Source organism: Chryseolinea lacunae (assembly GCF_016735595.1).
In the GTDB taxonomy this organism is placed as follows: Bacteria; Bacteroidota; Bacteroidia; order Cytophagales; family Cyclobacteriaceae; genus Chryseolinea; species Chryseolinea lacunae.
Genome location: NZ_JAERRB010000009.1, coordinates 236430 through 252475 on the forward strand (window position 1 = coordinate 236430; position 16046 = coordinate 252475).

12 protein-coding genes are annotated in these 16046 nt (G+C 48.5%); 4 read left to right on the forward strand and 8 right to left on the reverse strand.

What is annotated here, in order from left to right:
- Nucleotides 1–182 precede the first annotated feature (182 nt).
- Nucleotides 183–3278: a PQQ-dependent sugar dehydrogenase gene (locus JI741_RS32620; RefSeq protein WP_236676234.1), complete on the forward strand. Its 3096-nt coding sequence runs from the start codon at nt 183–185 to the stop codon at nt 3276–3278.
- 82 nt (nt 3279–3360) lie between these two features.
- Here the strand turns inward: JI741_RS32620 and JI741_RS23055 are convergent, their stop codons facing one another.
- From JI741_RS23055 to JI741_RS23080, 6 genes are all read right to left on the reverse strand, one after another.
- Nucleotides 3361–5721, reverse strand: coding sequence for a histidine kinase dimerization/phosphoacceptor domain -containing protein (locus JI741_RS23055; RefSeq protein ID WP_202013777.1), 2361 nt, complete (start codon nt 5719–5721; stop codon nt 3361–3363).
- Nucleotides 5722–6003: 282 nt separating this feature from the next.
- The gene (locus JI741_RS23060) at nt 6004–6393 is read right to left on the reverse strand and encodes a RidA family protein (RefSeq protein ID WP_202013778.1); all 390 of its coding nucleotides are present in this window, start codon (nt 6391–6393) and stop codon (nt 6004–6006) included.
- Between the two features lie 40 nt (nt 6394–6433).
- Nucleotides 6434–7090 (reverse strand): hypothetical protein, encoded by a 657-nt coding sequence (locus JI741_RS23065; protein WP_202013779.1) that lies wholly within the window; start codon nt 7088–7090, stop codon nt 6434–6436.
- A gap of 170 nt (nt 7091–7260) precedes the next feature.
- Nucleotides 7261–8517 (reverse strand): MFS transporter, encoded by a 1257-nt coding sequence (locus JI741_RS23070; RefSeq protein WP_202013780.1) that lies wholly within the window; start codon nt 8515–8517, stop codon nt 7261–7263.
- Between the two features lie 267 nt (nt 8518–8784).
- Nucleotides 8785–9480 (reverse strand): hypothetical protein, encoded by a 696-nt coding sequence (locus JI741_RS23075; RefSeq protein WP_202013781.1) that lies wholly within the window; start codon nt 9478–9480, stop codon nt 8785–8787.
- 200 nt (nt 9481–9680) lie between these two features.
- Nucleotides 9681–10157 (reverse strand): hypothetical protein, encoded by a 477-nt coding sequence (locus JI741_RS23080; protein WP_202013782.1) that lies wholly within the window; start codon nt 10155–10157, stop codon nt 9681–9683.
- 303 nt (nt 10158–10460) lie between these two features.
- Here JI741_RS23080 and JI741_RS23085 point away from each other — a divergent pair, with 303 nt between their 5' ends.
- A complete protein-coding gene (locus tag JI741_RS23085) occupies nt 10461–12296 on the forward strand; it encodes an IPT/TIG domain-containing protein (RefSeq protein WP_202013783.1) in 1836 nt (611 codons plus the stop codon).
- 363 nt (nt 12297–12659) lie between these two features.
- Here JI741_RS23085 and JI741_RS23090 read toward each other — a convergent pair whose 3' ends face one another.
- Nucleotides 12660–13463, reverse strand: a complete 804-nt coding sequence (locus JI741_RS23090) for a hypothetical protein (RefSeq protein ID WP_236676236.1) — start codon at nt 13461–13463, stop codon at nt 12660–12662.
- Nucleotides 13464–13898: 435 nt separating this feature from the next.
- Entirely contained in the window at nt 13899–14240 is a 342-nt protein-coding gene (locus JI741_RS23095; protein WP_202013785.1) for a winged helix-turn-helix transcriptional regulator, read from the reverse strand.
- Nucleotides 14241–14351: 111 nt separating this feature from the next.
- On the opposite strand from JI741_RS23095, the gene JI741_RS23100 reads away from it, so the two are divergent.
- Nucleotides 14352–14909, forward strand: a complete 558-nt coding sequence (locus JI741_RS23100) for a YceI family protein (RefSeq protein ID WP_202013786.1) — start codon at nt 14352–14354, stop codon at nt 14907–14909.
- A 670-nt stretch (nt 14910–15579) separates the two neighbouring features.
- Nucleotides 15580–16023 (forward strand): T9SS type A sorting domain-containing protein, encoded by a 444-nt coding sequence (locus JI741_RS23105; RefSeq protein WP_202013787.1) that lies wholly within the window; start codon nt 15580–15582, stop codon nt 16021–16023.
- Nucleotides 16024–16046: the final 23 nt, after the last annotated feature.

Sequence of the window (16046 nt, forward strand, 5' to 3'; positions counted from 1 at the left end):
TACGTGTGCGCAGAGCGCATCTAAATTTAAAACCAAAAAGGATATTTCCCGATTCCGCTAAACATTGTCTTCGGGAAAGTGTTAACATGTCCATGGGGGCGGATTTCAGTACCAACTGAGAATAGCTGTAATACATTTTCAAAACAACCGCAACGATTTGAACAATTTTACCCCCAACCTCCATGACACGTTTTTATGTATTGTTAACCGCAGTATGCAAGGTTTGCATGTTGCTCTCTCTTGCCTGCCTCATCGGGGTTCAGGCTTTCGCTCAAGTATTTCCTTCCGGCTTTAGCCGGGTGCAAGTGGCCAGCGGCATTGGCAGTCCCACGGTGATGGCCTTTGCTCCCGACGGCCGAATTTTTGTGGCACAGCAAAACGGTGCTTTGCGTGTGATCAAAAACGGAGCACTGCTGACCACACCGTTTGTTCAGGTCAGTGTGAATTCAAGCGGCGAACGCGGCCTCATTGGCATTGCCCTTGATCCCAACTTTGCCACCAACCAGTTTATCTACCTCTACTACACCTTGCCCGACGGGTCGCGAAACCGCATCAGTCGTTTCACCGGCAATGGCGACGTGGTGGTGCCGGGCAGCGAGGTGGTGGTGCTGAACCTTGATCCGCTAAGCTCTGCCACCAACCACAACGGCGGCGCCATGCACTTCAAAAACGGGTTGCTCTATGTGGCCGTGGGCGAAAATGCCAACGGTGCAAACGCGCAGAACCTCGACACCTATCTTGGAAAAATATTGCGCATCAATCCAAACGGTTCTGTTCCTGCGGGCAATCCTTTTGCCACGGGGTCGGAACAACGGCGCAGGGTGTGGGCCTACGGTCTGCGAAACCCCTACACGTTCAGCATTCAACCCGGCACAGGCAAGGTCTTTGTGAACGACGTGGGCCAGGGCACCTGGGAGGAAATTGATGATGCCACCACCGGCGGTCTAAACCTTGGCTGGCCCTCGGCCGAAGGCACCAGCACCAATCCGGCGTTCACCAATCCGGTGTATAGCTATCCGCATGGCTCGGGCGATGGCACGGGCTGTGCCATTACCGGCGGTGTGTTTTTTAATGCAGCCTCTTCCAACTATCCGCCGGCCTATCAGGGACGTTACTTTTTTCAGGATCTCTGCAACCGGTGGATCAACATGCTCGACCTCACCACGGCAACGCCCACGCGTCTTCCCTTTGCCACGGGTTTGGGCGGCGATGCGCTCAGCATCTCCGTTGGCAATGATGGTAATTTATATTACCTCGAACGCAGCACAGGGGCTTTGTTTAAAATAATCTATACCGTCAACACGGTTCCTGCCATTGTCACGCAACCCGCCAATCAAACGGTGGCCGCGGGGCAGCCCGCCACGTTTTCGGTGACGGCCACAGGCACGGCGCCCCTCGCCTATCAATGGCAGAAAAACAATGTCAACATTTCGGGTGCCACCGCGGCCTCGTTCACTCTGGCCAGTGCACAACCGGCCGACGCAGGTTCGTATCGCGTGGTGGTTTCGAATGCTGCGGGCAGTGCCTCCAGTGCAGCCGCCACACTCACGGTGAATGCGTTCAATGCACCACCGGTAGCACAGATACTCACACCGGCATCGGGCGCGTTGTATCGCGGCGGTGACACGATCAGCTTTTCAGGAGATGCCACCGACACGGAAGACGGCACGCTGCCCGCCAGCGCCTTCACCTGGCATGTAGACTTTCATCACGACACACACCGTCACGACGGCCCGCCGGTGGCATCGGGTGCGAAGTCCGGATCGTTTGTTGTTCCCACCAGCGGCGAAGTGGCCGACAACGTGTGGTATAGGCTCATTCTCATTGTGACCGACGCAGGCGGCCTACGCGACACGGTGTTCCGCGACATCTTCCCGCAAAAGTCAACCATTAGTTTGGCAACCCAACCCGCGGGCCTGCAAGTGACACTCGACGGGCAACCGGTGACCACTCCTCTATCTGATCTGAGTGTGGAAGGCATTCAACGTGCAATCGGCGTCGTGTCGCCTCAGACCGTGGGCGGACAAACCTATGAGTTTGATCGCTGGCTGCACGGCGGCGCAGCCACGCAGACGATCTCCACACCTGTGAACGACATCACCTACACCGCCGTGTATCGCCTCACCACACTGCGCAATCCGGAGAACCCGGCCAACACCGTGAACGGATTAAAGTATGATTACTACGAGGGCGTCTGGAGTGCACTGCCTGCCTTTGCCACCCTGACACCCGCAGAGTCGGGCAACGTGGCCAACGTTGACCTGACACCGCGCAACCGCGAAGATGACTATGCCTTCCGATATACCGGCTACATCAACGTGCCAACGGACGGCCTGTATACATTCTACACCAGCTCCGACGACGGCAGCCGGCTACAGATCGGAACCACCACCGTGGTGAACAACGATGGCCTGCATGCCACGCTAGAAGCGAGCGGAAGCATTGGGTTGAAGGCCGGCAAGCACGCCATGACCATTACATTTTTTGAACACCTTGGCTCGGCCGTTCTCACCACGAGCTATGCCGGACCAGGCATTGCGAAACAACTCATCCCGGCAAGTGCATTTTATCGTGACGGCACGGTGGCCCCCATCCAAACCCTGGAAGCCGAAAGCGCGACACTGTCGGGCGCCAAGGCCGTGAGCGATCATGCAGGCTATACCGGTACAGGCTTTGCCGATTATCAAAATGCGTCGGGCGATTATGTTCAATGGTCGGCTTCAATTCCCACTGCGGGCAGCTACACCTTGAAATTTCGTTATGCACTGGCCAGCGGATCGCGACCGTTGGCGGTGAACGTGAATGGTGTGGTGGTGAATGCCTCGCTGGGTTTTTCGTCGACGGGCGCGTGGACAACGTGGTCGACCGTTACCATCACTACCAATCTGAATGCCGGCGCAAACACAATCCGCATCACGGCCATTGGCAGCAGCGGTCCGAATGTGGATAACATCGCCATCCAGAATGTTTCCGGTGTGGCGGCGTTGGCGCTGGAGGCAACTTCCATGCACAGTGAAGATGACACCAGCCTTTCTGCTTATCCCAACCCGGTGGCCCGTCAACTCTTTGTGCATGTTCGCGCGGGAAATTATCCGGAGGTAAGATTGAGCCTTATGAATGCTTCGGGCAGAGTAGTAAAATCGCAGACCTATTTGGGACTGCAAGAAGGCGCAAACACGCTCACGCTTGATGTGGATGACTTAACCAACGGCGTGTACTGGCTGCGGGTGGAACGGGGATCGCGAAAACAGGCGCGTTCCATTGTTGTCTTGAAATAAGCAATAATTATTTTTTAAAGAGCAAGAGCCCCGACCATGCGGGGCTCTTTGCTTTTGTTGACGGCCAAGCGCTCTGCGTTGTTCAATCTTTGCCATCTTGCATTTCACTGTCGAACAATGCGGCGGTGTATGGAGCAACGTCATACGCATACTGATCGGCGATCTGCTCCAGCTTGTCGTTTACTTTAAATTCAATGTCAATTGTCAACCCGGCTTCAGAGGTCAGCGTCAACTCGCCGCCGATCTCCGCGGTGAGGCCATGAATCAGTTGCAGGCCCAACCCCTGGTGTTTGTTTTTTCGATCAAAATTTGGCGGCAGTCCTATGCCGTTGTCTGCAATGACGAGTCGCACACGGTTTTCATGCTTCTTCATGCGCACCGAAATTCTATCCTTTCCGGGAGTTGGGAAGGCATATTTTAAGGAATTAGTGATGGCCTCGTTCAGCATCAGTCCGATGGGAATAGACTGGCCGATGCCGAGGGAAATCTCATCGACATCAACCTCAAAAAAAATCTGTTTGGGTCCGTTCAAGCTTCGTTTCAGATGATCGAGCAACTCGATGACGTAGGGCCCCATGGCAATGGAAGAATTGCTTTCGGATTGATACAGCTTCTGATGAATAAGCGACATGGAGTGAATCCTGCTTTGACTATCCTGGATTGCCGACAAGGCCTCGCGATTCTTTATATAAAACGACTGCGACTCCAGCAGGCTTACGATGGTGTGCAGGTTATTTTTGATGCGGTGATGCACTTCTTTCACCAGCCATTCCTTCTCGCCAATCACCCGCTGCAAAATCAGGTTTTTCTTATCAATTTCATCCTTCTGAACCTGAAGGTCTTCACCGATTTGTTTCCTTTTCCGGTAGAGTGTAAAGACCAGGATAAGAACACAAAACAAAATCAACGCACCACCAATGATGATGTTGCGTGCAAACCTGGATTCAACAAGCTGAATATCTTTGATCTGTGCATCCTTGGTGAGCAAGGCAATGGACTGCTCCTTCTTTTCAGATTCATAGGAAATTTTCAGTTCGGCTATTTCTTTTAGTTTCGTCTGCCCCAGCAGGGAATCGCTCAGCAGTTTAAATTTTGTAAAATTGATCAACGCTGCTTCAAATTTCCCTTCTGCCGAATCGATCCGGTGCATAACGTAATAGCTGTCGCGAAGCGCTGGTTTTTCCTTTCGAACAACCGGTTGGTAGAGCGCCAGATATTTCCGAGCCTCCACATATTGACGAGAGTCGACCAGGAAATCAATAACATCCCTGACCAACGTTTTTGAGGCTGCCAAATCTCTCGTCTTTATTCTCTTTACCACCTGGTCGCAATATTTCTGGGCCATGGCATAGTCTTTCATCCGGGCGTAGGCTATCATGCGCTCGTTGAGAATGATGACGTACATATGCTCACCAACAACCATCGGATGCTCTTTAACAATCCGATCCATAAGCTGTATTGACTGGCTTGGGCTTTTGATAACAATTATCTTACACGCATTGGTGACGGCATAGATAAGATCCTCTGCGTTCGTGCGGTCAAGCTTTTCAAAAACCTGTAGCGCGTTCTGATAATACTTCAGTGCCAGATCCAGATCATCGACTCGTTTATAGTAAAGTCCTAAAAAAAGATTTACCCATCCGAATGATTCTGATTCCTTATTCTCCTTTTCGGCCAGGTCATAGGCCACCAACAGCAGCTCAAGACTTTTCTTGTAATTCCCCTGGTATAAAAAAATATTACCCAACAACGAATAGGGATCAGACAGCCCTTTTCTGTGGCCTCCTTGCATGACTTCGATACTTTTATAATACCTCTCCACAGCCAGGTCGAGCTTCGACTGTTGATGACAACTTTCGCCCGACTGTCTCCAGGTCTCCGATTCTCTGTTCCGGTTTCCCGACTGGTGAAAAAAGAATGCGGCCGAATCAAACAACATTATCCTGTAGTCGAAAAAATATGTGCGGCGAGACAGGAGCATGGCCAGTTTGTAATAAGTCTCACCGGTCGTTTCGAAATTTTGTTTTGTTTTTACCAACGAAGCGATGCCATCAAACATGCGTTTCAGCGGGTTCAGATCCAACGGCAGGCGTTCGTCGTCGGCCATGTCATGTTCGGCCATCTTGATCCACACCTGTGCGAGTCCGAGCCGACTTTCCAGCTTGCCGCTGTCGTACTTCAGGTGGATACTCACCGAGTCGGCGAAGCGAAAGATAGCGTTGGCACTGTCTTTTGCTGCGGGCAAGGGCAAACGGGAGACATAGTGGTATCCCAGCGTAACGAGCGAATGAACTTTACGTTTGTCGTTGTGTTGCGACTGAAGTTTCCTGAACGACTGCTTCCCTTCCGGGTTGGCTCCAGACTGTGCATGTACAAGAAACGGGTCTGCGCAAAGCGCGACCACCAGTGTTGCCAAAGCACTGAGTCTGGCTAAAGTCCGCATGACGGTGTCAGGTTAGTACTACTTTGGTGTTGACAAACAATTGCGCGAGGCTGCATATCAGTTTTTATCTTCCGGATGCTAAGCGCATGTTCAATCTAGAAATAATTTCCGACGACCATTCTATTTCAACAACACATATTTTGCCGGGCAACACAATACGACATCTATCCTTCAAAAAGCACGATTCAACCATCGTTATTGCCCACATTAAAACGCATAAAGCTGTCCCCGGGGCATCCCTCATTTTTGAGTTGACTTGCCAACCCCAATCAACGTTTTGAATCAATCCTTTGCCGCCACTACCTCAACTTCCAGTTTCCATTTCTTCTCTAACAACTGGCAGCAGATGACGGTGAGCGATGGTTTGTTGTTGCCGAGGTATTTCATTCGCAGTTGCACGTTGGCTTCGTCGAACGACGGATCGGCGAGGTAGGTGCGCACGGATATGATGTTTGTGTAGTCCATGGCGGCAGACTTGAGAATGGTGCCGATATGTTTCCAGATGAGCTCGCCTTGCGCTTCGAACGCGTCGGGCATCGATTGTCCGTCTTCATGATAGCCGTTCAATCCGCTGATGAACAACAGCCGTGCATCGCCTTTCACTTCCACGGCGTGGCTATAGTTGCGATAGGGTGGGAATACACCTTCTGGTGTGTGTTGAATGATGGGCATGGCCGTGTGAGGGTTTTGTGTTTGAAAAGAGAATCTAGTGTTAGTTAAGGTTGAGCCCTAGGGTTAAGCCATACCACGGAATGTTCTGATAAATCCAGATGTCTTTGTCACGATCGGTCAGCGAGTCCCACCCTATGCCAAGACCCACGGTGAGATTGTTGATGCCGATCATGCACGACAGGCCACGGCTCAACACCAGTCCGTTGTATTCGTCGAGTGTCTGATTGTTGGTGGTCCACGGCGTAACGGCCGTTGATCCTAAACCAAGAAAACCACCGACGGTCAGGCCGCGGTGGCTGAAGGTTTTTTTTGTTCCAAACGGACTTTGTTTATAGCGGATGCGAAAGCGGTCGAGCCGGTAGCCGAAGTAGGCATTGCCGTTAAACTCCGTGGTCAGTTGGCGGGGAAGATTTGCTGTGGCCGTTCTGTACTTGAAAGGCACGGTCATCACATCGATGTCGAAGCTGGGTTTCACAAAGATCTGATCCTTGGACGGGTCTGGCACCATCGGTGTTTTTGACGATGCCGCCAAATGAATTCGGGTTGAATCATCCTGAACATAGATCTGTGCCCGTTGATATTTGCCTCCGGTTTGTTTGAATCGATAGGTGCCATCGCTCAACTGGTATTTGGGAGCATCTTTGAAGGTGCTGCAGGCACTCAGGGAAACAACGAGCAACAGAAGCCCTCTGGTCATAACGCGCATAGGTCGGTCAAAATTAAGTACGCCGAAAATAGGGATTAATTGAATGGGTTTTAACGGGACAAATGTAATTCAGGTGCATGAGCACGCTGCTGGTTGATACGAAGTAAATGAACAATGAAGAATGTGAGCCTATACGTTAACGTCATGCTCACATTGAACCGTCAGCTTCCCGGTTCACCCTTCATCAACGTGCGCGATGCCAGCAAGGCCGCGATGCTGATGGCCGCGCCAAACGACAAATAATATCCCACATAAGAAAGACCATAGCTTGTGGCCAGCGTGGTGGCCAAATAGGGCGTGAGCGATGCGCCCAGAATGCCCGCCAGTGTGAAGCACAACGATGCTCCCGTGTAGCGAACTTCTGCTGGGAAAATCTCTGCCAACGCAGTCCCTACCGGCCCGTAGTTCAACCCCATCAGCAACATGCCGGTCGACTGAAACACCACCGTAACCAGGAGGCTGCCCGTGCTGAAGAAGGGCGCGAGAAACAAACCAAAGACAAAGATGCCAATGCTCGACACCATGAGCATGGTGCGCCTGCCCCTGCGATCGGCAATGACGGCCGACACCGGAATGCCCAACGCAAAAAACAACATGGAAATCATCTGGGCAATCAAAAAGCTTTCGCGGGGATAGTGCAACGCCGACGTTCCCCAGCTTAAGGTGAAAACCGTCATGATATAAAACACCAGGAAGGTGGTGATCGTGGCCACCGTTCCCAGGAAGACGGCTTTGGTGTGTCGGGCAAAGACGGCGATGACCGGAACTTTTACGCGTTCCTTGTTATCCATAACCTTCAGAAAGTCGGGCGTCTCCGTTATTTTCAGACGTATGTAGAGCCCAACCCAAACAAGCAACGCACTGGCTATAAATGGAATTCGCCAGCCATACGACAGGAACTGCTCGTCGCTCATGGTTTTGCTAAGAATAAAAAATGTTCCGCTCGACAACAGGAACCCGATGGGCGCACCCAACTGCGGGAACATGCCATACCACGCCTTCTTATTCTTCGGCGCATTCTCCGTGGCCAGCAACACAGCACCACCCCACTCACCACCCAGCCCCAACCCCTGACCAAACCGAAACACCGCCAACAAGATTGGCGCCACAATGCCGATGGAATGATAGGACGGCAAAAGCCCGATGGCCACCGTTGACGGTCCCATCGTCATGAGCGCCGCCACGAGCGTAGCCTTACGTCCCTTCCGGTCGCCAAAGTGCCCGAAGAGCGCAGCGCCCAGAGGCCGGGCAAAAAAGGCCAACGCGAATGTTGCCAATGATGCCAGCGTTGCCGCAATGGGGTCGCCCGCCGGAAAGAACAGCGTAGGGAAAACCAATACGGCTGCGGTGGCATAGATATAGAAATCAAAAAATTCGATGGTGGTTCCAATCAGGCTGGCGGCGAGTATCCGTGACACGGGGTTTGCTGCGCTTGGGGTTTGAGTCATAGGGACAGGTAGTGTTATGCTACTTGCAAGATCATACTTTTACGGAATAATTTTAAGGGGAAGGGGGATGAAATTCGTGTGGGTTTCTGGAAGGTAGGGAACCGTGCCCTTGGGGTGTCACCTTCCCACGATAATTGTTACTTTCGAGCGTAGCTTCACAGGGGAATTTTACGGTCAAGGCACTTCTATTTGTTTCCATCCGAAGTTCATTGTTTACCTCACCGTGAATTGGTCCAATCATTGGTGGCTAAATTCTTCTTTAACTTTCATTGGTACCACTGAAACATTATCAATGTAGTAATAGCAGGCGTTCTCAAAAGTATTGGTCTTTCTTAATCTATTTTTTTCTACGATACTTTGAAACCCTCGTTTCGATAAATCGCTTTTAAAAAAACCAACGGTCAAATATTCTTCCTTTCCTTTAGATAAATATTGAAATTCAACCTTATGCCAGTTCACCGTATCCATTGCATCCACTTTGCCAACTTTTTCAGAGAGCATATGTTCACCAATTAACACATCCTCCATTCCATCATAATATTTAAGAGTCTTTTCCCTGGATAAGTTCACACTAAAATGATCTGTATAGAATACAGAACTATCTGCCATGCTATAGTAAAAAGATATTAAATACTTTCTGTTGGCTTCTAAAGGCTCGCGAAATTTCGTATGCAAATATTCCCTATTAAAATATCCATTAGAGCGGTCCTTTTTTTCGTGATAAAATAAAAACAGCCCTGCATAAGCGTTACCAATACCAAAGGGTTGTTGAAAACCACTTTTATTGAATGGAACTCTGGTGAGGTTTTTCCTTTTACAGCAGGCATTGTAGTAATCTGTACTTCCAACTTGCTGAAACCATCCGATTGAAAAATCAATTTCTCCATCGTCACAATTGCACTTAGAGTATTCCTCAAAGCTGCCATTCACCACAAGGTCTTGGCCAAATCCTAAACCTAGGTTAAAGGAAAAAAAAAAATTAACCAGAGTACTTTCATATCTTATCTATCCACCTTTATAATTTTCCAGCCAGACCCATGAATTCTAGAGCAATACATTCTTCTAACTTTGCGTTTTATTTTAACCCGTGGAGCCAGTGAATCTACTTGAATTTCTGAATCTTCATCCACGCTTCATAAGCTCTGCACAGAAACTGAATTGTGCCCATACGTTTTAATACACTCCAGGATCAGTTCATATTTTTTTGAAGGCCTCATTGTTAGATATTTATCTATCAAAAGGTTAAATTCTTCCGTTTGAGTCACCACATTCATCTTAATCGGCGGATTAATCATATCATCTTTTTCTTTTTCAAAATGAATACTTCTGACACTTGACCATTCAATAAATATTTCCGCCCGTCTCTTCCTAATCACAAGTCCGTCAGAATTTATCTCTAACGTGGCATTATTGTAAAACCGAGTAAAATATAAAATAAACACCGACAGAAAAAAGCCAGGAAAAAAGACCGAAAAGGTACGCCCCCATTCCAGTTGGTGAGACAAAATGGATAAGGTGAGCAAACAGATCGCAGGTATCGAGTTCATTAAACCACTTAGCTCTCGATCAATCCATGTTCTCCAATAACTAATTTTTACAATTGTTTCCATATGAGAAAAAGCTTATTCAGGTAGCATTTACGATGCTCTGCACCAGTTGTATACTTTTTTTTGGTCATTACGTGTTGCTCGTTACTTATCCTCCAAAGCGGAAGCTCAAAGATAAACAGTCGTAACTACAGATTGTCGAACTCCTCACGTTTATCATACACTGTAATCAACGCATTTCGTCCTCTTTCAAGGTCGATTCAACCCGTGATTCGGGAAAATCTCTCAGCCTTTAGCCCTTAGCAAGAAACTGAAAGGACATTGCAGTTTCACAACAGATGTTTGAATAAATAAATCTAATGGCCTATGAAATCTATTGAATCAATTAAAAAACGAATCGCTTATTTTTTATTGTTGTCAGCCGCGCTGATGGTCGGTGCGGCCTATATCACATCGTGTAAAAGTGATGACAACGAGGTTGCTATGCAGCTGCCCGCTATTTTGGCAATTAATCCCACGGAAGGTAACGTAGGCTCTGAAGTTACCATTACGGGATCGAACTTCAGCGCGACATCTGGTAACAACGCAGTTACTTTTAGCGGTGTGCCTGCAACCGTGCTGAGCGCAACCGAAACGACCCTTGTCGCCAAAGTTCCTGCCAATGCGACTACAGGCCCCGTTGCAGTGACTGTAAATGGCCATACGGCAACCGGTCCGGAGTTTAAGGTCCTTACAGCAACGGCTCTTGCCATTTCTTCAATCGAGCCAACAAGTGGCGTTGCAGGTATCGAGGTCACTCTTACCGGAACAGGATTCAGCGGTACGGCAGCCTCCAACGTCGTAAAAATCAACGGTGTGCAGGCCGAAGTAAAAACTGCTTCAGCAACGCAGCTCGTGATTATCGTGCCCGCATCAGCGACGACTGGCGAAATAACTGTGGCGGTAAACGGCCAATCCACTACCGGCCCCATATTTACAATATTGGCAAAGGTTGTCATCACCGACGTTAACCCGAAAACAGGTGCGAAAGGAACGCAGGTTACCATTAGCGGAAGCAACTTCAGTAGTACTCCATCCAATACTAAAGTGACCTTCAACGGGAAAGCAGCCACAGTGATATCGGCTACCACAACATCGCTTGTTGTCGAAGTGCCAGCAGCAGCGGGCACTGGTAATATCAAGGTTGAGTTGGGTGATCAAAAAGCTGATGGACCATCTTTTGATTTCATTTGGACGTATACCGTTAGCACACTGGCTGGTGGTCAATGGGGAGACGCAGACGGTGTTGGGACTTCGGCCGGTTTCCTTATGCCCTATTCGTTGACACGCGACAATGACGGCAACTTGCTTGTGGGTGAAATGATGGGCCGCATTCGTAAGGTAACGCTTCAAGGAAATGTAACAACCCTTGCAGGCTCTGTCCGTGGCTATGCTGACGGACCGGTGGCGACGGCTCAATTTAACGAGGTACTGGGCATAGCGGTAGACAAGACCGGGAACATCTTTGTTACCGACGCCTATGGTGTCCGTAAAATTGATACGCAAAACCAGGTATCAACCTTCGCTGGCAATTTTGCCCTTCAGGGCAGTTCCGCCGTTGACGGAAAAGGAAATACGGCACGTTTCCGCGACGCAACCGGACTTAGTGCTGACGTCGCCAACAACTTGTATCTGGCCGAAGCCAATGCTGTTCGGAAAATTGCGCCGGATGGCACGGTGACGACCCTTGCAGGTTCACTCACCGCGGGGCCATCGATGATTGACGGATCGGTAACCTTAGCCCGGTTTAATGCCCCTTCCTACCTGGCAACTGCCACTAACGGGGATATCCTTATTCTTGACAACGGCAACGCGAGAATCAGAAAACTAACCAACGGTCAAGTCACAACATTTGCCGGGATGGCAGGCACGGGCTTTAAGGATGGCACACTGACAGACGCCAAGTTCAGTTCGGCGTTGGGTCATATGACAATAGATAAGAGCGAAAATATATACATCGTAGATGGAAATTGTATCCGTAAAATAACCCCCGACGGCAAGGTATCGACCGTAGCTGGACTACAGTCGGAAGCGAATTTTGTTGACGGCGTGGGAAGTACCGCTAGGTTTAGTATGCCGATGGGAATAGTAACAGATGCTAATGGTAACGTATACGTTGCGGACGCAAACAATAATGCGATTCGAAAAATCATTATTGATTGATTGATACGTATTGGTTGCAACGTTAAAAAAACAAAGGAGGCAGCCTGGATATAAGGGCTGCCTCCTTTACTTTATTACGAACAAAGTATAATTCGACAAAGAGCTCCTAAGTAAATGTGAATAAATGATGACATCGCATCGTAAAAAAACTCACGCCGTTCCCGATGACAACAAGTGCAGCAAGGCTCCGTGGAGAATCCGAAGTGGCTGACCATTTTTTTCCGTTTTGCCCTGACCATCAATTTTTAGACCTCGTGACAATCCAATTCCGCTACCATTTGACCAGAAATGAGTCTAGCAATCACTTTAGCTGGTCACGCTCCTCCTGAAACAAAGTGGTCGATGGGGTCTGAATTTCCAGTCTTAGAAAGCAAACGGAGCTACCGATACACCTGCCTGGACGGTGAGCGCCCGGATCTTTTCGACATCAAAGCCGCCTGACTTGTCTTCGTACATCGAGTTGATATAATACTGTGCTGAAAGTTTGACAGACAGGGGTGCGATGATTTTGTAGGACGCACCGAGATTACATCCCCAGATTAGATTTCGCATGTTACCGATGGTGTCGAAGTATGCTTCGTCCGGAGTTCTGTTGGCTTGCGAATCCGTGGAATGATAGATCACCAGCACGTTCTCGACATCGTGGCTCAGAAGGAAGTTAAATGCCGGGCCAGCTTGCAGTACAAGCCGGTTTTCGAACAATCCTTTAGAGATATTGACCGGTGTGACGGAAAGGTACAGCAGTCTGGTCTCTCCGAATCTACGGTCGAAGTCATCCAGGTTGTAGGTCTTCGATTGTCCGTTGTCGAAATACGTAAATCTTGAGTTGGTATCGAAGCGCACCTTTTTAAGCCCCGCTCCCACCGATAACCTGAGGTTTTGTGGTAGTCTGTAAAACAGTTCGGCTTCGACATGCCACCCTAACTGCGACCGCGCTGTGGACGTGGCCGAGGAGACAGATACTGACTGCGCATTGGAAGGATCGATGAATCCCGGTATCATCATGTTTTTTCCATAAATCACGGTGTTGTTGAAATCCTGCACGAGTGTAAAAGTACTTCCTGCATTTATGCGAAGATCAAAGCGACGCGGTTGATTTATTTCGCCCTGTGCAAATGCAAAGCAAGTGGCCAGGCAAGATAAAAAAAGCAAAAAAACTTTATTCATAGAATAGCCGGTAGGTTGGAGGTAACGAAAGATACAGCAAAAGAAGAAATTTTTCACTTGGTCATCCCCTATGCATCCCCTCAATCTCCAGCCTAAGTAATTTCTAAGGCCCGCTATCAAAAAGAAGATTTATGATCCAAAAGTTGAGTGCCTTTTAAGTCTCGATTCGTAGATAATTAGTTTTATTACCTCGTGGAGATTCTGGACCCGGTGACCACTTTTTTCAAGAGAGCGTGACCAGTTAAAGTTGCCTGGGGGATAGAACTTTGCTTGAGTTTGGAACGCCTGATTGTCAGATTCGTTTCTGGTCAAGCGATAGTGGAATTTGATGATCACATATAGTGACAGAAGCTTGATGATTGTGCATACGTCACCAGCCTTAAACCAGCCATCGCGGAAAAAGAGTTTGGTGGTTTCTTAGCATTTTTTTTATGACTACTTCCCAATGACTTCCTTCCGGAAATGTTCCCCCCAGATTAACACTTCGTCTAATAGTTTCTTCATGGACTTTCCCAAAGGAGTTAGCGAATACTCGACAGTCACCGGCATGCTGTCATACAGTGTACGCGTAATGATTTTATTTTCTTCAAGCGCCTTCAGTTCCTGAGAAAGCATTTTCGGTGATATGTCCACGATGTCTCTTTGAAGTTCACCAAATCGTTTGTTGCCAAAGGTAAGGGCCAGCACGATTGGCATCCGCCATTTCCCTTGTATTACCTCCAGCGCGTCTCTCGAGATGCGGAGTTTCTGCTGGCATGACTGTGTTTTTTGATTCATTGCTTTTTCAGTTCACCCACTTACCTGGAGGTAACTACTTACCTGCGGGTAACTACTAACCTTTCAATAGTAAACCTACATAATTTTACGATGTAACTAAAAAAGAAAGAAATGAAAAATTTAAAGACATGGGTGATAGACCCGCTTCACTCTGATGTGATATTCAAAATCAAGCACCTGGTTATTTCTACGGTCACGGGATCATTCCGCAAGTTCGAAGGCCGCGCTGTTTCTGAAGGAGAAGGATTTGAGCATGCAAAAGTATCTCTTACCATTGATGTGAAAAGTATCGACACCAACCAGCCACAGCGCGACCAGCATTTGCAAAATGGTGATTTCTTTGAAGCTGATCTGTATCCGCAGATTACCTTCGAGTCTACTTCATTTGTGAATGAGGGAGGTAGCCATTTCAAAATGATTGGTGATCTTACTTTGAAAGGTGTAACGAAGTCTATTGAATTGAATGTTGAATACGGAGGTTCTCAACGAAGCCTACAAGGTGTTATCAAACATGGCTTTGAAGTAACAGGCACCATTCATCGCAAAGAATTTGGAATGACCTGGAACGTCCTGACCGACACCGGTAATTTAGGATTGGGCGAAGACATCAAGTTGGTCGCGAACATCCAGGTCTCAGAATTGATAGAGGCGTTGAAAGAGACGGCTTAGTAAAAGTTTAAGTCCAATTGGAAATTCGGTGCTGGTTGATTACACCTTTCGTGACATGCACTATTTTGGATTGCTGACTATTGACATAGGATAGTAATCCACGTGATTCTAGAAAGGCGATCTCTGTGCACGGAATTTCCAATTTAGTGAGGGATCCCGCTTGGATATGCGGTTTATGCCTTTTATCGCCTTCAGCTATCGTAAATGGCGTGTTTGATAGCATTCTGAATAATGCTGACATATTTTTTAAAGAACCAACAAATGCCACGACATGCCGCAACCTAAGCTCACCAGGAATTTCTTGGTCTCTATTTGCTCACCAGAAGTTTGATAAAATATGGACGAATTGACACCTTCTGGAAAACAAAAAAGCTCGAAATCAGCGAGATTTCGAGCTTTTGAATGATTTGATTGATGTATTTGTGATCCGACAGGGATCACGCCTTCTATTGTAAGAATCTATTTATCAATCAATTACACTCAAATTTCCGTTTCTGCTCTCGGATTGCTCTCGATCTTTATGCGATAACAACAACGGGCACGAAAATACGAAAATCCATAAGACTATCCCGAACAGGCCGACGTTCCCAGAAGCTCGACTCCGACCTTGACCTGGCCGGCAAACTAAACTGGTGCCGATTACATCAAGCTGGTGGACATCACCAACGCCATGGCCAAAAAACGGGGTACCCAATGCGCTGAAATCCAGATCCTGGCTTTTAATGGCGCCTCCGATGGTTTCGACGTCGATGCCGTAACTTGTCCTAACCAAGGCGGCAAAAGCAACACCAGCATTGCGCGAGCCGAAGCAACACACGAGTCTGCCGCCGCAGGCCGCAACACCGAGCTACCGACCACCGCGGCGTATCCCAACCCCGCAGGCAATTCGGTGACGTTAGACCTGAACAACGAAGAGGAATTTGTGCTTCCCGAAGATGGGCTGTTAAAAATCGAAACCTTCACCAATAAAGGCGACAAAGTTGGCGAATGCATCAACCCCATTAACGACGACTTTAGTACAACTGTATCCCTGGACGGCTTTCCCAGTGGCATACTCTTGTTAAAGATCACTAACGCTGGCATACTCAAAACTGTAAAAATATTAAAACGGTAGATCCATTAGACGACAGTTGTCGA